At 63.6% G+C, this 17753-nt stretch carries 11 protein-coding genes; 4 read left to right on the top strand and 7 right to left on the bottom strand.

Features of this window, described 5'->3' with window-relative positions; translation table 11 throughout:
* The first annotated feature begins 530 nt into the window (after nt 1–530).
* The 4 genes from LB518_RS22015 to LB518_RS22000 all read left to right on the top strand — a co-directional run bounded on the left by LB518_RS22015 (nt 531) and on the right by LB518_RS22000 (nt 5915).
* Nucleotides 531–1319, top strand: a complete 789-nt coding sequence (locus LB518_RS22015; RefSeq protein WP_224579977.1) for a PP2C family protein-serine/threonine phosphatase — start codon at nt 531–533, stop codon at nt 1317–1319.
* Nucleotides 1319–3229 (top strand): serine/threonine-protein kinase, encoded by a 1911-nt coding sequence (locus LB518_RS22010; RefSeq protein ID WP_224579976.1) that lies wholly within the window; start codon nt 1319–1321, stop codon nt 3227–3229. Before LB518_RS22015 ends, LB518_RS22010 begins: the two co-directional genes overlap by 1 nt.
* A 331-nt stretch (nt 3230–3560) precedes the next feature.
* A complete protein-coding gene (locus LB518_RS22005; RefSeq protein ID WP_224579975.1) occupies nt 3561–4667 on the top strand; it encodes an OmpA family protein in 1107 nt (368 codons plus the stop codon).
* 18 nt (nt 4668–4685) lie between these two features.
* Nucleotides 4686–5915, top strand: a complete 1230-nt coding sequence (locus tag LB518_RS22000; RefSeq protein ID WP_224579974.1) for a caspase family protein — start codon at nt 4686–4688, stop codon at nt 5913–5915.
* 38 nt (nt 5916–5953) lie between these two features.
* Here the strand turns inward: LB518_RS22000 and LB518_RS21995 are convergent, their stop codons facing one another.
* The 7 genes from LB518_RS21995 to tssL form a co-directional block, all read right to left on the bottom strand.
* A complete protein-coding gene (locus LB518_RS21995) occupies nt 5954–6523 on the bottom strand; it encodes a DUF6931 family protein (protein WP_224579973.1) in 570 nt (189 codons plus the stop codon).
* Nucleotides 6524–6748: 225 nt separating this feature from the next.
* Nucleotides 6749–9199 (bottom strand): peptidoglycan DD-metalloendopeptidase family protein, encoded by a 2451-nt coding sequence (locus LB518_RS21990; RefSeq protein WP_224579972.1) that lies wholly within the window; start codon nt 9197–9199, stop codon nt 6749–6751.
* Nucleotides 9196–9687: a DUF1036 domain-containing protein gene (locus LB518_RS21985; protein ID WP_224579971.1), complete on the bottom strand. Its 492-nt coding sequence runs from the start codon at nt 9685–9687 to the stop codon at nt 9196–9198. The genes LB518_RS21990 and LB518_RS21985 overlap by 4 nt, the downstream gene beginning before the upstream one ends.
* A gap of 9 nt (nt 9688–9696) precedes the next feature.
* On the bottom strand, nt 9697–12297 hold the full coding sequence (locus tag LB518_RS21980; RefSeq protein WP_224579970.1) for a serine/threonine-protein kinase: 2601 nt from the start codon (nt 12295–12297) through the stop codon (nt 9697–9699).
* On the bottom strand, nt 12297–12557 hold the full coding sequence (locus LB518_RS21975; protein ID WP_224579969.1) for a hypothetical protein: 261 nt from the start codon (nt 12555–12557) through the stop codon (nt 12297–12299). The genes LB518_RS21980 and LB518_RS21975 overlap by 1 nt, the downstream gene beginning before the upstream one ends.
* Before the next feature lie 173 nt (nt 12558–12730).
* A complete protein-coding gene (gene tssM / locus LB518_RS21970) occupies nt 12731–16273 on the bottom strand; it encodes a type VI secretion system membrane subunit TssM (protein ID WP_224579968.1) in 3543 nt (1180 codons plus the stop codon).
* Nucleotides 16270–17753: type VI secretion system protein TssL, long form (gene tssL / locus LB518_RS21965; protein WP_502845867.1), on the bottom strand; the 1484-nt coding region annotated here is incomplete at its 5' end. The genes tssM and tssL, both read right to left, overlap by 4 nt.

Below are 17753 nucleotides of genomic sequence, written 5' to 3'. Positions count from 1 at the left end.
CTGAGGCTGCGCAAGCGGGATCGGGTAATCGTCTCACGGGCACCGCCGGAGCGGCCACCTCCCCTGCCCGCGCAAGCGCCGCAAGGATCAGCCTGAAATAGACGCGCAGTATGCATCGAAGGTAATTTCGACCCAGCGCATGCAACGCGCCCATCGGCCACCATTGAATGAACATCTGGCGCAGCCAATTGATACGGTTCCCGACGCAACTCAGGGCTGCTTTTGCCCTCGTTTCCAGAATCTGCAAAGGCGGATGCCGGTTTCGAACGGTCCCAACAATAGCCGTGATACGATAGACGACGTCATCAGGCGATTTCAAGTCAGCCAGAAGCATCTGGCGACCCGAAACGTCCTCTTTGGCCGTTCCGTCGCTCCACCGGCTGAGCAGTTGTTCAGCCTTGACATGTGACGGAGCAGATTTCGTGCACAAAGGCGAAGTGATACGATTGGATGAATATCAGCCAAGAGGCTTGTGCGGCAAACTATCGTGACAGATTGTGCGTGCAGGCTGTAGCGGGGAGCGGTCGGCGATGGCGCAGCATGTCTTCGACGTCGTGGCATGCGGCGATAGTCATGTGGGCCTTGTCCGCCAGATCAACGAGGACCGCTTCCTGGTTTCGATCGAGAGCGGATTATTCGCCGTGGCGGACGGCATGGGTGGCCACGATGCGGGCGAGGTCGCCAGCACAGAGATCATCGATCGGCTGCAGTCGATCGGACGGCCGAGTTCGGCTCTCGATCTCAGGGCGCGGTTCGAGGATCGCGTTCATCTCGCAAATGCGGAGATCCTGGGTATTGCAGCGTCCCGCGGACGAGGCGTCATGGGGGCGACGCTCGCAGCGCTTTTGATCTTCGAGGCGCGCTTTGCCTGTGTGTGGTCCGGCGACAGTCGCGTCTATCACTGGCGAGATAACCGCCTCACACAGCTGACGCACGACCACACGGAGGTGCAAGCGCTGGTCGACACCGGGGTACTTTCGGTCGAAGATGCACGATCATGGCCGCGCCGGAACGTTATCAGGCATGCAATCGGCGTCGACGAATATCCCTTTCTTGAGATCGTGCAGGGCCTGATCGAGGCTGGCGATCGCTTCCTCATCTGCAGCGATGGGCTGACTGCCCATGTGGAGGATGCGGAGATTGGCGATGTCCTGCGGAATACCGCGCCGGACGAGGCCTGCCGCCGGCTGATCGATCTTACGCTGGAGCGAGGGGCCACTGACAATGTCTCGGTCGTGGTCGTGGCAATCCGCCCGGCGACGCCCTTGGGCGAGGAGGTCGCCTTGTTTGCAGATCGGGGTCCGGAGGAAAGGCTGTGATGACCGATGGCGACCGAACGGGCCTCCTGGCCGGCTCCGATGCCCTGGAGCCTGGGACCCATCTCAACGACACTTACGAAATCGACGTACTGATCGCCACCGGCGGCATGGGACAAATCTATCGCGGCCACAATATCGAGACCGGCGAACCCGTAGCCATCAAGACGATCCGGACCGAGTTCGCCAGCGACACAATGATATTCTCGCTCTTCCGCAAGGAAGCCATGATGGTGGCGCGCCTGCACCATCCCAACATTGTTCGCTACTACAGCTTCTCACGTGATCCGACGCTTGGGATGCCTTATCTGGCAATGGAGTTCGTCGAAGGGCCGTCCCTGGCGGAACGTATCGCTGACACGCCCTTGTCGATCGATGAAGCGCGACGGCTTTTTCTGCCTGTAGCTCAGGGGCTTGCTCTCGCGCACCGGGCCGGCATCGTTCACCGCGATTTGTCGCCCGACAACATCATTCTCGATAATGGCGCGGTTGATGCGCCGAAGATCATCGACTTCGGCATCGCGCGACAGATCGAAGGCAAGGCGACCACTCTGATCGGCAGCAAATTCGCCGGCAAGTTCAACTTTGTCTCGCCGGAACAACTAGGGCTCGCCGGCGGCGAAGTGACGGCGAAGTCTGATCTGTACAGCCTGGGCCTGGTCATGGCGGCGTCGCTGACCGGCCGGCCGCTCGACATGCAAGGCTCACTGATCGAGTTGATCGAGAAGCGCCAACGCCTGCCCGACCTCCAGGCTATTCCGTCCGAGATCTGCGGCATCCTCCAGGCGTTGCTGCAGCCCGATCCGTCCCGGCGCCCGGCCAATGCGACCGACGTTGCCGCGATGTTGCGTGGCGACATGGCCGTGACGCTGCTTGTCGAGCCGCCTGCAGCAGCCCCGGAGCCGGCACGCGTCACGCCCCCGGCTGACGAGCCACCGGTGTCGGACCATTCGCAGTTGCCCGATACGACATCCATACCGCCGCGGCTCGAGTCTTCGATTCCGCCGCTCGTCCCTCCCAGCAACCCGCCTTGGAGCCATGCGTCGGCCGTCGCCGCAAGCACGGCGCCGATCGGTTCGGCACCTGCTGGCAGTACCCCCTTGAGTAAGCCGCCGCTGTCCAGCCATCCACCCGCGATGGCAGGGGACGCCGAATTGAAGCGCTCGTCGCCGCCTGACGCTCAGGGCGCAAATGCCCCGGCGACAGCTTGGGGAAGGCGGCGTTTGTTGATCGCGGGGCTCGCGACCGTTGGCGTTATAGCCCTCCCCGTAGCGTGGTGGGTGATCGGCACCGGCCCCCAGCCGCTGCCGTCACCGCCTCCCACACCGAACGGCTGCTTCTTCGCGCTCTATAAGGCCGACGGAAATAGTGGACCGTCCGCAACCCATATTCGCGGTATCGGACAGTCGCGCGAGCCCTTCGAGAAAATTCGAGACACGCTCGCGCAGGCTGGCGGCGGGCAAGGCGTGATCGACGCGTCGGCGATTTTCGCGTCACAATGTGCTGCCGCAGATTTCCTGAATGCCATTCGGGCTGATGCCATATGGGCGCCGATTTCTGTTGCAGGCGGCCGGGGTGGCACAGCGGAGATCAGGGTTGGCAATCCGAATGCCGAAGCCGTCACCCTGCTTCTGGTCGACAAAACCGGAGCCGTCTGGCCACTGAACGACTTCAGCACCGAGCGTGCCGAATTCGGCAATGAAGTATTCAAGGTCGATTTTTCCGGCATCGCGCCGCCTGCCGAGCCGGCAATCGTTCTGGCGCTTGTAACGCCCCTCGCTCTAGCCGCGCCGCCCGCGACACCGCTTCGCCACGCCGCCGACTATCTGCCCGAGCTGCAGCAGCAGCTGAAGGCGGCCGATCACTTTGGCGTTAATTTCGCGCCGTGGGGCGACAGCGCTCCCGCGCTTTAGTCGCTTCCGTCTGGAAGCCGAGGTCCCGCTGGATCAGACGCTGCGCGGCAAGGACGCTTATCTAAAGCGATCGATGGATGTCGGAAATGCGCTCGACCTCGTGATGCAGCCCAGCGGACACGAGGTGTGGGCTTGCCCAATGACAGGTTTCAGGTGTTCTATACTCAGGCATGTATCGTGAACTCATGCGGCGAATGCGAGATCAAGACATACTTGGAATCAACGGGCTAAAGTCGGCCGCGTGAATCCTGATCTATGCGCCTGACTATATGCGATGCACGGCGGCTGCGCCTTGCGACTGAGGGTTTCTTTTCCAATTGCGGAGGGGTCCATGCGCAGGGTCGTGGGGTTCGTGCAGATCGTGAGGTCGGTCGCGTCGATGGCTCGGCGCGATGCCGCAACGGCCGCCTTGGCAATGCTGGCGTTGCTGGCGATATCGGGCGCCGCGGCCGCAGCGCCGACAGGCTGGACGCTCGACCCGACCAGTTCGACGCTCAGCTACCAGTCGGTCAAGAAGAACACGATCGTAGAGACCAACAAGATCCGCAACATCGCTGGCACGCTTACGCCGGATGGCGACGCCAAGATCACATTCGACCTGAACTCGGTGGATACCAGCATCGACTTGCGCAATGTGCGCATGCGCTTCCTGTTCTTCGAGACCTTCCAGTATCCGACCGCGGAAGTCACGGCGAAGGTCGATCCGACAGCTTTTGCCGACCTCGCCGCCAAGCGGCGCATGACGACCAAGCTGCCCTTCCATCTCAGCCTGCATGGCGTCGACAAGGATCTCAGCGCAGACGTGATCGTCACCATGATCACGGACACGCAGGTCTCCGTGGCCTCCGCGGCTCCGGTAGCGGTCAACGCCGCCGATTTCGGACTGCTTCCCAACATCGAGAAGCTGCAGCAGGCCGCGAACGTCTCAAGCATCGTGCCGACGGCATCGGTGTCATTCGACTTCGTCTTCAACGCCGATGGCATGACGCCTGCCACGCCGCCACAGCCCGTCGCCGCCAATGTCGGGCCCGTGGAGACCGACGCCCTGAAATCCAACTTCAGCGATGAAGAATGCATGAACCGCTTTGACGTGCTGTCGCGCACGCAGGCGATCTATTTCCGCACGGCCAGCGCCAAGCTCGACGCCAGGAGCAAACCGCTGCTCGACGAGGTGGTCAGCGTCATGGGCAAATGCCCGAGCCTCAAGGTGGAGGTAGCGGGGCATACGGATTCCGACGGCCCTCCGGCTGCCAACGAACTCCTGTCGCAGCGCCGGGCACAGGCCGTCGCTGACGCACTCGCGGCCGCTGGCGTCCCGATCGCGCAGCTGACGGTCGCAGGCTATGGCGAGATGAATCCGATCACTCCAAACGATACGCCAAAGAACAAGGCGCTCAACCGCCGTATCCAGTTCTCGGCGACGCATATGGTCAACTAGCAGATGCGGGCGACGGGCGTGAGCGATCGAACCAAGCCATGGACGGCGCGCCTGCTGGCGCAGGCAGCCCTTGTGCTGATTTTCGCTACTTTCGGCATGGGTGCCGCCCAGGCGGAGAGGCGCTTGGCACTGGTGCTCGGCAACGCGGCCTATCAGAACGCTCCGGCGCTGGCTGTCTCGGTCCATGACGCACAAGCGATTGCCGACAAGCTGCAGGGCCTCGACTTCGAGGTCGTATCCGGGTTCGACCAGACCAAGGCTGAGGCGCTGGCGACGATCGCCAAGTTCGCCAAGCAGGTACGCGGCGCAGATATCGCTCTCTTCTACTATGCGGGATATGCGCTGCAGGCATCCGGCAAGAATTATCTGATGCCGGTGGACGCGGCGCTGCAGGATGACTCTGCGATCGATTTCGAGACAATTCCGCTCGATCTGGTCCTGCGGCACATGTCACGCGAGACCGGCGTGCGCCTTGTCTTCCTCGACGCCAGCCGCGCCAATCCGCTCGCGGATGCGCTTGCAGCATCGTCCGACATGGAGGCCCGCAGCGGGCTGGCCGAAATTCCGATCGGAACGGGCGACACCGGCAGCCTTATCGTTTCTGCCGCCAGTCCGGATACCATTGCCAGAGGCGGCAACGACGAGCCGTCGGCATTTTCGGCCGCGCTGCTGGCGCATCTCGGCGAACCAGATCTTTCGATCGCCGAGACGATGAACCGCGTGACCGCCGATGTCAGCCAATCGACAGCTGGCCAGCAGAAGCCGTGGATCGGGGGATCACTGAGTACCGATGTCGTGCTCCAGAAGCGGAAAGATTCGCCCGCTCCGATCGTGGTTGGCGAAGCGACGCCGCCGGCCGACCAGGGGACGCCACCCGCTGGCGCGGCGCCGGCGCCGGCCGCCGCCGACCGAGCCTCGTTCGACGCCGCCCTGGCCAAGCTTCCGAAACTGCCATCGAACGCGCCTGTCTTCTTCGACATCCCCTTGAAATTCGGCGACCCAGCGATCGACAACCGTAGCATCGCCCAACTCCTGCAGGGCAAGCCGCTCTTCAGCCCGATCGAAGGTCTCGACAAATCCGTCTGGGACCGCGAATGCAGCGGCTGCCACCAATGGACGAAGCAGCTTTTATGCGACCAGGCTAAGACCTACGTGCCTAACCCCGACATGGTCGTGCGCTTGAAGCATCCGCTCGGTACTCAGTTCAAGGCCGCGCTGCGCAACTGGGCCCAGAATGGCTGCCAATGAGGTGCGGAACGCCGGCGAACTGACGGAACACGAACAGGTCAGCTCGCCGCGCCGGCTGTCTGGCGCAATGCCTCGAGTTCGGCCAGTTGCATGCCCATTTCCGCAAACGCCAACAGCACCGCCGCGCGCTCCTCCAAATTGACCCGGGCGAGCGCCGCCAGGACGCCGGTGTTGACGCCGCGCGCGGCCTCGCAGGCAGCCGATGAGGACGCCTCGGACAGAGCATAGGCAGCCTGCACCAGCCAGGAGACGGGGGTTTGGGCATCGACTGAAGCAGCGATATGCAAGGCCGTCGCGCAGTCCGGATCCGCAGGCGCGCCGACCCAGTTGCGCAACATGGCCAGCGTTTCGACGTCGCGGCCATCCAGCCAGTCGGTCAGATGGCCGAGGCATTCATGACCCCACCACACCGCGGCGCGACCAGACAGCAGGTGGGCGCAGAATGTTATCGACTCTTCCGGTACCCGGCTCTGCAAAAGCCCGCGGCAGAAATCCAGCGAAGGCCGGTCGTCGGGCGCCGCCGTCATCGCGTCACGCACCGACGGGCAGGCCGTATAGAGCTCACGCGCCGTGCGAAATCGAAGCCCGTCGACCATCGCCTGCCCCATCTCCACCCTCCGGCAGTCAAGACGCACGCTCGGTCGCGGTCAAGTGTCGGCTGCAGGTCGGACGTATCGATCGCGAATAAATTCCCGCCGGACAAGCTCCGAGCCGTCACCCGTCAAGCTAAAATGCGAAGCAGATCTTCAGGGCGAGGTCGATCTTGGAAGGTTCTGGCATCGCAATGGGAACGAGACTGGGCGGGCATGTGCCGCCTGCCTCTGCCGGCGCATCTAAAGGGCGGTCCCTGATGCGGCCTCGCTGTCGGCGGCGCCCTGGATCGGGGCGACGATGGCGGCGATTGCCTGCTTATAGGCTTCGAATTCAGGCGAGGTCTGCTTGATGGCGGCAACGATCGGCACATTGGCCGAAGACGGCTGCGAGGTACCGCCGGATGTCGCGCCACGCATTTTCCTGTCCGCCCAATCGATCAGGTAGCCGGCCGTCTTTCCCGTCAGAAATGGATTGGCTCGGATGACATCGGAACCAAGCAGGGCGACGAGCGAGGCGTCGCTGGACGCGGCCAGCACCAGATGTGCCCCCTCCATGCCCAGGAAGTGGCACAGATACAGTCGGCCGGCCCCGATCTCGTGCCCGCGCGCTCGAAGATAGGCTTCGCCCTCGCGCGCCAGATTGCGGACCATTTCGCGCGAGATGGTCGGGTCATAGCGCAGGTCGAGCAGTTGGGCCGTGGACAGCGAACGAGCCAGATCCGGTCGGTAGGTGCTCATCATCCGAAGCCAGGTCTTGGCGATGAACTGGCCAAGGCCGGTGGCCGACGACAGTGGGTTCTTGGCGCGCGCGCTCCCTCCGCTTTCGACATGCACGATTCGGTTGACCAGCACTTCTACCGCCGAATCGCCGGACTCCGAGGCAACCGTCGTAACCATGCCCAGCGGATCGATCGCCGCGCCGTTCCGGTAGAGCTCGAAGTGCAAATGCGGCCCCGTCGACTCGCCACTAGTGCCGACAAAGGCGAGGAGGTCGCCGGCCTTGACCCTCGTGCCGACGCCGCCGGCGATGGCGAATTTCTGCAGGTGGGCGTAGCGCGTCTCGCGGCCGTCGTCATGAGCAAGGCGGATCAAGTTGCCGTAGCTGCCACCATTGCCCTGGAAGGTAATCTGCCCGTCGAAGGCGGCCACGACCGGCGTCCCCACGGGCGCCGCCCAATCCACTCCCTTGTGAAACCGCACAACGCCCAGGATCGGGTGCATGCGCGGTCCGAACACCGATGTCATCACGCCATTGACCGGCGTGATCATCCCGTTCGTTACGGCAAGCGAATGCACCTCATCGTTGCCCGTGACGCAGGCGAACTGGCCGTCGGACTGCTGGTAGACAAAGCATTCCAATTCCTTGTCGCCGCCATGGACGCCGACATAGAGCACGCGGCCTGCATCGCGATTGGGGTCACGCGGCGTTTCGGAATAGATCAGCGTCAGGCTTTGGTCGGGTGTGGCGAAGGCGTTGAGGTCTTGCCCGCGCGACAGATACATGATCGCCTCGCCGATGACGCCCGCTGGCACCTTGTTACGGGCAGCGGTCGAGTAAATCGCGTCGAGTAGCCGGTACTGGCGGTTGAGCAGCCCCTGTGTTTGTGAATTGGAATAGTGAAAGAGGTCGTCCGGCACCCAGGGATCGACGCTTTTGACGAAATTGCCCGCGGCGTCGCGCGCCATCGAGCCGATATATTTGTCCGGCGCATAGACCGAGAGCTGCATCAACACCTGCTGGCCGACTTTGCGCGGGCGATAGCCGCGCATGGCGACGACGAAGCCGACGTCGAGGCCATCGAGGTTGAAGAGTGACTGAAGCGCATCGGCGGCCGATTTGGCCTCCTCCGTGCCGAAATGCGCGTCAGTCACGACGCTTTCGAGCGTTCGCTTATCGAGGATCCGCACGAAGCTGTCCTCGGTCGCCTCGAAGCGGTCTGGCTCATCCGACACGACGGCGACCGATGTGTTGTTCGCGATCGCCGTCTTCTGGAAGGCCGGCAGCGCCGTCCTGCTCTGATCGACGGCTTCGCCCCAGCCTGCATCAGGATCATCGACCGGCGCGAGGTCCTCGCCCGGCGCATCTGCGCCAGAGGCCTCGGGCGTAGCAGTCGATGGATTGCTCTCGGTCGAGCCGCCGGGCGGCTCCGGGGCGCTGGACACCTGTGACGGCTCGTCGGCCTCATCCGCCGGTCGCTGGCTGCCGGACCCGTCACCTCCGCCGGCAAGCTGCGTGCGCTGTGCCTGGTAGAAGGCAAAATCCTCCTGGGTTGACGGAATCGTCGCCATGAAGTGCTCGCTCGACGACAGCATCTTGTCCGATATGACCTGGATCTGGGCCGAGACGCCGGGCTGGGTCAGCCCCTCGGGCTTGGGTAGGGCACGCAGCCTTGTCGCGCCGACATTGGGGCCCAGCGTGATCCACATCGGGTCACCGGCGAGGTCGACGATTGCCGGCACATAAACCGGAGCGTCGGCTGGTACCTCGTCGGAAGATTCACTGACCTGCAGGTCCTGGTCCTCGTCGCCATGGGACCAATGGTCCCTTGCCCAATAGATGCTGGTCCCGCCGACAACGAGGGCAAGCGCGCAACCAATCGCCAGGGTGAACCTGCGACGACGAAGCCGCCGTCGTTTGGCAGCATTGGCCAGTTTGCGCAGCCGGAAGCTGGCATCGAGGCGATGGGTCATTGGCCGCTTCCAACAAGGAAGAACGTCCAGCGGATTTGCGAGAGGGTATCGACCTCATAAAAGCGCGCCGCGATGTGGCCCCGCTGCCAGCATTCGTCGATGCCGCGCACGGTGAAGCGGCGGCGATCGATGCACATCTCGGTCGAGCCGTTGAGAATGGCGTCGCCGAAGGCGTCGGTGGCGTAGACATAGACGTAGCGGTTTTTCAGCTCTTCCCTGATCAAATTGACGCATTGATTGACGCCGACCGTCCACCAGCCGTCAGTCTGGTAGATGCCGTCGACCTGCTGTCCGACGGCGAGATTGACCACATCCAGCGTCTGGTTGCAGACGGTGAATTCGGCATGAGCTTCACCCGCCCCGAAGGCGGCGAAGAGGGCTGCGAGGAAAAACGCAGACAAGCGGACGCGCTGGCGCCGCAGGATCGCCGTCACACAGCAATGCAGATCGGGATGGCGCGCGAGCCGGTCAGCGGGATGGCAGGCCATGGCACGGCATCAACCTCCGAGCCGGAAATACTTCGCCGTGGCGGAGAACTGGCTTTCTTTGCCGCGGATTTCGTTGAGGATCTGCGACAGCGCGACTGTTGCCGGCTGGGGCGTGGAGAAATCGGCTGCATGGATGGCCTGCCGCCCGGTGATCACCAGCATGACCAGTGGAACCGGCTTACCCGCGGCTTTGTCGGCCGCATTGAGGCCCATCGGGATGCTGAAATTGGCCCTGCCATACTGCACGCTGATGCGATCATCGAGGTTGATCGCCATGCCCTTGTGGTCGATCAACATAACGTTGGAGATCAGGCCGCCATAGGTTTCCAGAGAACCACTAACCAGCCCGCCGTCGGTAACTGACATGGCGTCGAGCACGAGCTTCGGCTGTTCGACATCGCTCTCGCCCAACGCACGAAGGAACTTGGCCACCTCACACTGCGAGGGCTCGATCAGACCCATGCTGACTGTCGGTTCGAGGTGGAACCTTGTCTGGAAACTGACGCGCATCGTTTCGAACTGCCTTTGGGCACTGCCAAAGCCTTCGATGCTTATAGTCCGCCCGGTTGCTTCTGCCGCCTTTGCATAGAAGCAGTCGCCGCCATCGTATCCATCGAGCCACCTGACCCATTGGGCGGGCGTATCGAGGGGTACGGGCGCCAACTCCGGCTGTTGGGGAACAGCCGGAGTTGGCAGCGTCATCGCCACCTCGGTTCCGTTGAGGTTGTTCGAGGCCAGAATCGGCGTTGATGGCCGGCTCGCCCCGGACCGATCCGTTTCTCCGGTTTTGGGGGCGCTTTCACCGGGCTTGACCGTTGCGGCAGCAGATTGATCACCTGGACGATGGCTGGACCCCGCAGGCTCCGGGGCCTCAGCGGCCGCCCGCTGACCATCATCGGATGCCGTAGGGCTGGAACGCGGCACCGTCGCCTGACTGCTGGCCGTGCCGCCATTTGCCGGGTTGTCACCAGGCGGCTTGGCGCCGATTGGATTGCCGATCGGCGGCTTCTGGCTCGCCCCAGCCTCGCGGGTCGCGCTATCGGCAGCCGCGTTGCCAGTCGCCGTTGCACCGCTACCCGTCGACGAATTCGTGTTGGCGCCCAATCGGGGCAGCGCAGGATCGGTCTTCACCAGGGCTGGCGGCGGGGCATCGACCGCGTTCTGCCCATCAGCTGCCACCTTCGCCGGCCCAAGCTGGGCGGCCGCGACTGCGGGCTTTTCCATGGGCCGGTTAGGACAAAGATCCAAAGCCGCTTTCTTGCTGGCGATCTGGTCCGTCCGCAGCAGGCCCAGGCGATAAAGCATGCAGTCATTCTTGGCCGTCTGATCTGACTGCGGAGGAGAGGATGATTGGTTGCTCGGTTCGGAGCTGTTTGGAGTCACAGCCTGCTGCACACCGCCATTGCCCGCCTCATTCTGCGAGGCCGGCGCAAACAGCAGAAATGCCCCACCGCTGACGAGGATCAGGGCCGCGACCACGATCAGAGCCAAGGCGCGCTTTCGTGGTGGCGGCTCTGGCGTTGGCGTTGGCGTTGGCGGCGGCGGCGCGGCGGGCGCGACAACAGCATGGGGCTGCGAGAGATGGCGCGGGGGCTCATGTGGCACGAAGGCGGGTGGCGGCGCAGGTCCAGTATGGTTCGTAGGTGACGAGGCCCCCGAGCTACCGAGCGGCGGCGTGGACCGCGCATGGGCCAATCTCTCGCGAAGCGCCGCAACGCGAGGCGCAACGCTTTCCTCCACCTCCTCAGGAAGATCGAAGCGGGTCAGCCTGGCGATCTCGGCCATGCTGGCCGGCCGCTCCTGTGGGTCGGGCTGCAGCATCGCCTCAATGATCGAGCGGATGCTCTCATCGATTTCTGAGAGATCAGGCACGGCCTGGCGCTTCAGGACGACATCCAGCTGCGAACCGCTCATATCGAGCGGCCTGCCCCGCAGAGCCGCCGCCAAGACGAGCCCGAGACTGTAGATGTCCGACCGATCGGTGACATCGCCGCCGTAAAGCCCGAGTTGTTCGGGTGAGACATAGCCATACTTGCCGGCGAACTTGTCGCCGATCAGCGTCTCTCCGCCGAAGCTGACGGAACGCGCAATGCCGAAATCGATAATCTTGGCGCGGTCGACCTGGCCACCCGGCAGGATCACGTTGTCGGGCGAAAGGTCGCGGTGGATAGCGCCGGCCTTATGCACCGCGGCGAGGCCCGAAGCCAGACGGTGACAGAGCCGGTACACGTCGTGAACCGGCATCGGGCCGCGCCGCATGATGTCGAAGAGCGATTCGCCGTCGACATACTCCATGGCGAGGTAAGGCCGCGCGATGCCGGGATCAACGGTGAAGACGTGATAGCGGACGATCGCATCATGTGACAGATGGTTGAGGATCGAGGCTTCCTTGCGGAAAAGCGACAAAACTGTTTGGTCGCGTGCCAGCTCCGGCAAGACAATCTTGATTGCGACGTGGTCGCCGGTCTGAATGTTATGGCCGCGCCAGACCTCCCCCATACCGCCGAACGCGATGCGCTCGTCGAGTTCATAGGTGCCGCTGAGCTGCGTGCCGGGTCCGGCATGGATGCCGCCCGATCCGATGCGGGTTTTGTCGTCTTCGCTGGCCATCAGTTCGCCACCTCGGCCATCAGGGCCTTGCCAGCCTCGAATACGCGCCCAGCCGACACGCGCACCATGATGACAGTCACATCACCCGCATCGCCGCGCCACAGCGTGTCGGCAAGCAAGGGCTCGAGGATCGATTGCGATGAAGCCAACCACGCAAACTCAATCCCGGAACTGTCATCATGCACCGTCAGTCCGTCGATGGCGAAGATGAACCTGCCGCGTTCGCAGCTTACGCCATGGCCTGACAACGTGAACGCCACGTCACTCATCTTCCATGAAGCGCTGACCAAGCGCCCTCGCCTTTCCGCGGATCGCTTCAGTCAATGTGCCACGAGCTACGGCTACAGGGATAGTAATAAAGCCGTCGGCAAATAGGATGCTGCTGCAGGTCTCATCTCGGATGGCAGCTTGCCTCGGCGCCAGGCTGCCGCTCTCAAAACGTGGACGGGCAGCTGAAATCGGCCAGCGTGGCGAAAGCGAAGGCGGCGCCTCCGGCACCGGCCTGCATAACGTAGGTCACGTCGCGCCCCCCTATCACGAAGCGAACTTCCTGCTTGTCGTCCTTCGGTGTGATCGTTGCCATATCAAGCAACCGCTTGAAGGCCCACGGGCCGTCGAACGCCACGCTGGAATCGCGCCCGGACATTTGCGGCGTCAGGGCGAGAGAAGCGCCGCCATTGCCGCTCGGCCAGGTCAGGGTGCTGGGCGAACCGCCGGCCCGCAGACTTTGTACCGACTGCCCGCCTACGGTCAGCATGGCCGTATCGGCATTGGCGTTGAGGGAGAACGGGGCGACAACCATGGTGAGCGATGGCGCGGCGCTGCCCGCCGAGAAAAACGCGTCCCGGATGGTGGCCGCACGCTGGAACTGCTTCAGCGATGACTGGGACAGCTCCCGGCCGAGCCGCGTCTCCTGCTTCCAGGTCCAGCCTTGGGCACTCACATCGACGAACCTCGCAAGGGATTGCGCGAAATAGCGATCGAAAATGCCATTCGGTCCGAACAGCGCGGTGAAATCGGCAAGCGGAACATCGCTGGAACTGGTGGCGGCGAAGGGGTATCGATCGGCGATCACTTTCTGGCAGGAAGCGGCGACCTGGTTGGCAAGTGACTGGTTGAGCTGGGCGATCGAGACCTCCGCCACATTGCCCTCGAAGTCGTCGGCGGCCGCATTGACCATCCGCGCCAATGCCGTCGGTAAACGAGAAGCATTGGTTTGGAGAGCTGAAATCTGCAGCTGCAGATTGGCGCTGATGCGCTCGCCCTGTTGCGGTGCCTGCGCCGCCAGCAGGAGGCTCTGGTAGATATCGTGGAAATTCTGCACTAGCGCGTCGATGGGACGTTGCCCCTGCCCGCTCGCCACCAGCGTTTGATAGAGCCGGAACGGCGCTTCGATCGCCGCGCCCGGAGCCTGATTCGCCATGCGGGCAAAGGCACCGCCGGCGCGGTTTTGGGACTTGCCGGTGGCATAGTCGATGCCGATCCGGCCAAGACCTTTGGCCATGTCCTCGTCGCTGAGAGCTGAGCCGGTCGCGCTGGCGAAACGCTCTGCCTCGTCGGGTGTCGGCACGCGCGTGATCGCCGTTTCCTGGGCGACCGCTTCAAAGAGATGGCGCAGCGGCGAGTCTGGCGAAGCGGCGGCCGACAGCGCCACATATTGCTTGTTTGCCGCGAGCGGCTTGAACTTCAGTTTATCCAGGACTCCGTTCCACGCCGCCGCGAAATCCTTGCCATAGCGATCGAGCAACTCCGGCCCGAGCCGGAGAAGATCAGTGCCACCCCCTTCCCGACCGGGGTCAGCGCCGATCAACCATTGATCATCGGTGAGTTTCTGGGCGATGCGCGCCAGTTCCGGCATGTAGACGCGATTGAAGCCTTCATAGGTGTAGATGCCGGGGACAACCATCTTGGCGAGGTCGGAGCCATCGGTCGTGTCGAAGACCAGCGAGGCCTGCAAGCCGCCCCGCTTGACGACCGAGAAGTCTTCAAGTGCCGCCGTTTCCGCATCTGCCTGCATCAGCGCCGTAGCTCTGTCGGCGATCGTCATGCGGCTCAACGAGCGCTGCGCGGATTCGATCAGTGACTTGTCGAGTTCATAGGTCGGCGCCACATCGCCATCGAGCGCCAGCATGGCCCGCAGATGGTCCTCGAGATCGGCGCGTCCCGCCCTGTTGCTGGCTCCGGGATAGCGGTTCTGCTGCCAGTCCTGCGTCAGCCACGAAATGATCATGTCGTCATCGGAACGGGGCGCCTTGCCACCGAGCATCAGATAAATCTTCAACGGACCGTAGAGCCCGCCCGGATCGGCCATCCTGGCGCGTATGGTCTGCTCCAGCTGCAGCAGCAGTCGAGAACGAAAGCCGCGCTCCAACGCCTCGCGATAGGCTGTCGTCGCAGCCGACACGAGACGTGGTCGCTGGCTCAGTCCAAACATCTCCAACTGCGGCGTTGGCATCGCACGGCTGGCATAGCCCGCCGGCAGGTCGCGCAGGGCGTCGAGGCCCGACAGCACGTTGCCGAGATCGGAATCGGAGATCATCATCTCGCCGGCGGTCTTTCCTGCATTGGTCCGATACTGATCGAGAGCGCCGGCGGTGGCCGTTATCAGCGTCTGGTTGCTCCAGAAGCTCAGCCCCATCACGCCGAGCGCGGCGACCGTTGCAAGCGCTATGGTCGCAAGGCCGAGCCCGCGAAACAGGCGGGTCCGGCGGTCTGCGGACGGGTCGAAGGTGCTCCAGCCCGCCTCGGCGAAAATCACGTGCTTGAACAAATCGTGCAGGAAGAAGCTCTTTCCGGTCCCCGAAAGATGCGGCTCGGCCTTGCGGCCGAGGGTGCGGCCCATCGCGCCGAGCAACTGGTCGATCGGCGTGCCTTCCTGGGTGCCTGAAGAGAAATAGAAGCCGCGCAAATGGGCATAGGGGTTGCCGACCGTCGGATCGAACACTTCGCCCAGGAACTGCAGAACGCGTTCCCTGAGTGCCGCGAATTGCGCGGCAAACGCGAAAGCGGCGTTGCGGGCGACGGTGTCGCCGATTTCCTGAAGGCGATCCGGCGTCATCTCGGTCAGGCGCGCCGCCAATTCGTCGAACTCGGCTGGCGCGCTGCCGGCCGTGTTGAGAGCGCGATCGAGGCTCTGAAAGGTCGCGCCCCATACTTTGCGGCGGCCATCCTGGTCGAGCGCGCCGAAGAAATCTTCGAAGCCGACAACCAGATCGGCCTTGGTAAAGAGCGTGTAGACCGGAAACTCGATCCTAAGCGTATCGCGCAGTTCGCGCAGGCGGTCGCGGATCTCGGCTGCGCGCAGCGCCATGCCTTCGCGCGGCAGGGACATCAAATCGGCGATGCTGATGGCAACGATAACGCCGTTGATCGGCTGGCGCGGCCGGTTCTGTTTAAGCAGCGCGAGGAATGACAGCCAACCTTTGGCGTCTTCGATACGGTTCGATTCCTGCGTGGTGAAGCGACCAGCAGTATCCATCAGCACCGCATCTTCCGCGAACCACCAGTCGCAATTGCGCGTGCCACCGACCCCGGCGACAGGATCGCTCGCGCCGGTCTCCGCGAAGGGAAATCGCAGCGCTGAATTGAGAAGCGCCGTCGTCTTGCCAGCGCCGGGGGGCCCGATGATCACATACCAGGGCACTTCATAGAGCACGTTGCGACGCCCGCTCGAACGCTTGAGCGTCGCGATCGCCTCCCCCATGCGCGCCACCAGCACCGGTGCATCGTTGCCGACCTCATCGGTGCGGCGCGCTGCCAATTCCAGTGCTTGCTCCGCCCTACGCGCCTGCCAGGCTCGCGCGATGCGGTAGGTCGCAGCAAGAAGGACGAGCGCCGCAATGATGATGGCGCGTACAATCGACGATCCCAGAGGCTGCATCCCGGCAACGCTGACCAGCGGCCCCGCATACCAGATGGCGGCGAGGAACCCTGCCAGCGACAAAGCACTGTAGACGTGCAGCACCCAGGCTCTCATTGCCCGCCCGTCCGCTCTATCCGGACTTCGAGTGGCGATGGCGCCTCTTCCTTGGGGATCAGGATATCGACGCGACGATTGCGGGCGCGGTCATCCGGGTTGGCATTGTCAGCAACTGGCTCGTCCTCGCCCTTGCCCTCGACGCTGACCCGTGCCGCATCGCCCAGCTTCGGTGCAATCGCGCTCCGGACGGCCTCGGCGCGCGCCAGAGACAAGTCGTAGTTGGACTTAAAGGCGCTCGACTTGCTCGGCTTGATATTGTCGGTATGGCCGATGATGCGGATGGCGCCGCTTTGTGTGTCCAGCGCCGCCGCAATCGTCGTGGCGACGGGATCGAAACTCGGATCGGCTTTAGCTTGACCCGACTTGAACAGAAGCTGGCTGCCGATCTCGATCTGAATGAAGTCGCCCTTGGCCTCCACAGTCAGGACATCGAGCGCGATCTCCTTGGCAAGAGCCGCACGGATAAGCGCGATGCGCTGCTGGACGACCTCTGGTGGCTTCACATCTTCGGTAAAGGGAACGAAGCTGGCCCGCTGGATCGCTGCCGGCGCAGATGGCGCGAGCGTCAGAAGCTCACCGGCCAACGCTTCGCCCCGGTCGGTGATGACGCTCCGCATCCCGAAAAAGGCACCCGTCACGAGAGCAACCGCCGCGGCGGCGACAGCCCAGAGCGGCAGGCGCCGTTCATGCTGGACGGTGGCGGGTGACGGTGTCCAATGCGGTGACAACTCGCTGGGGCGCGGCTTGAAGTAACGCAGCGTGTCGTAGACGTCGCGCCGGACCCGCTCCAACCCTTCGCGTCGGTCCATTCCGCGATACTGCCCCTCGAAGCCCAGAGAGAGGCAGGCATACATCAATTCGAGAAGCGGCTGATGCGCCTCCGGCGTCGCCAGCATCTTGTTCAGAGCATCGAAGAAGCCGCGGCCGGCGGTTGTCGTACGAAACAACTGCGACAGCATGCCGATCTGTAGCCAAGCGTCTCGGTCGATGCCGGGCAGCGTCGGCACGATGTCGTCGCAGGTCTCGCACAGGGCAAAGACGGCGATGCGCGCGTCCGCCTCCGATACACTCGAAACAGCAATTCGATCGTTGAACCGCTGGATCAGATTCGCCAAGCGGCCGGCGAGTTCCGTCGGTTCGATCCGTACTGGCAAGGCACGCAAATTGCCAAGTGCCATGAGGAGCGGCGCGGCGGCGGCCACCAACGGGTTCGGCGAGGGATAGCTGGCGAACGCGGCTGCATCGACAACGTCGTCCTGGGACAAAGGCGGGCTCGACGGCGAGGGCGGTCTGCCGAAGGCTCCCCCCGAGATTGCAGCAACCGGCTCGCCGGGGGGCGCCATGTGTGCTGATGGCACCATCGCGAGAATGATCGTTCCCGTACCGGCTGGGGCAGGCGGGCCAGCCGGTGCGATCACCGTTGCGTCCCGTCGCAACTTGGGCTTCGGCACTTGCGGGCTCGGGGGCGGGGCAAGGG

The organism is Mesorhizobium sp. BR1-1-16 (genome assembly GCF_020165495.1).
In the GTDB taxonomy this organism is placed as follows: Bacteria; Pseudomonadota; Alphaproteobacteria; order Rhizobiales; family Kaistiaceae; genus Kaistia.
This window is presented reverse-complemented; position numbering and strand designations above follow the sequence as displayed.

Coding starts and splice junctions, on each gene's coding strand:
- LB518_RS22015 (WP_224579977.1), top strand. CDS start 531: ATGGCGCAGCATGTCTTCGACGTCGTGGCATGCGGCGATAGTCATGTG.
- LB518_RS22010 (WP_224579976.1), top strand. CDS start 1,319: ATGACCGATGGCGACCGAACGGGCCTCCTGGCCGGCTCCGATGCCCTG.
- LB518_RS22005 (WP_224579975.1), top strand. CDS start 3,561: ATGCGCAGGGTCGTGGGGTTCGTGCAGATCGTGAGGTCGGTCGCGTCG.
- LB518_RS21995 (WP_224579973.1), bottom strand. CDS start 6,523: ATGGGGCAGGCGATGGTCGACGGGCTTCGATTTCGCACGGCGCGTGAG.
- LB518_RS21990 (WP_224579972.1), bottom strand. CDS start 9,199: ATGACCCATCGCCTCGATGCCAGCTTCCGGCTGCGCAAACTGGCCAAT.
- LB518_RS21985 (WP_224579971.1), bottom strand. CDS start 9,687: ATGGCCTGCCATCCCGCTGACCGGCTCGCGCGCCATCCCGATCTGCAT.
- LB518_RS21980 (WP_224579970.1), bottom strand. CDS start 12,297: ATGGCCAGCGAAGACGACAAAACCCGCATCGGATCGGGCGGCATCCAT.
- tssM (WP_224579968.1), bottom strand. CDS start 16,273: ATGAGAGCCTGGGTGCTGCACGTCTACAGTGCTTTGTCGCTGGCAGGG.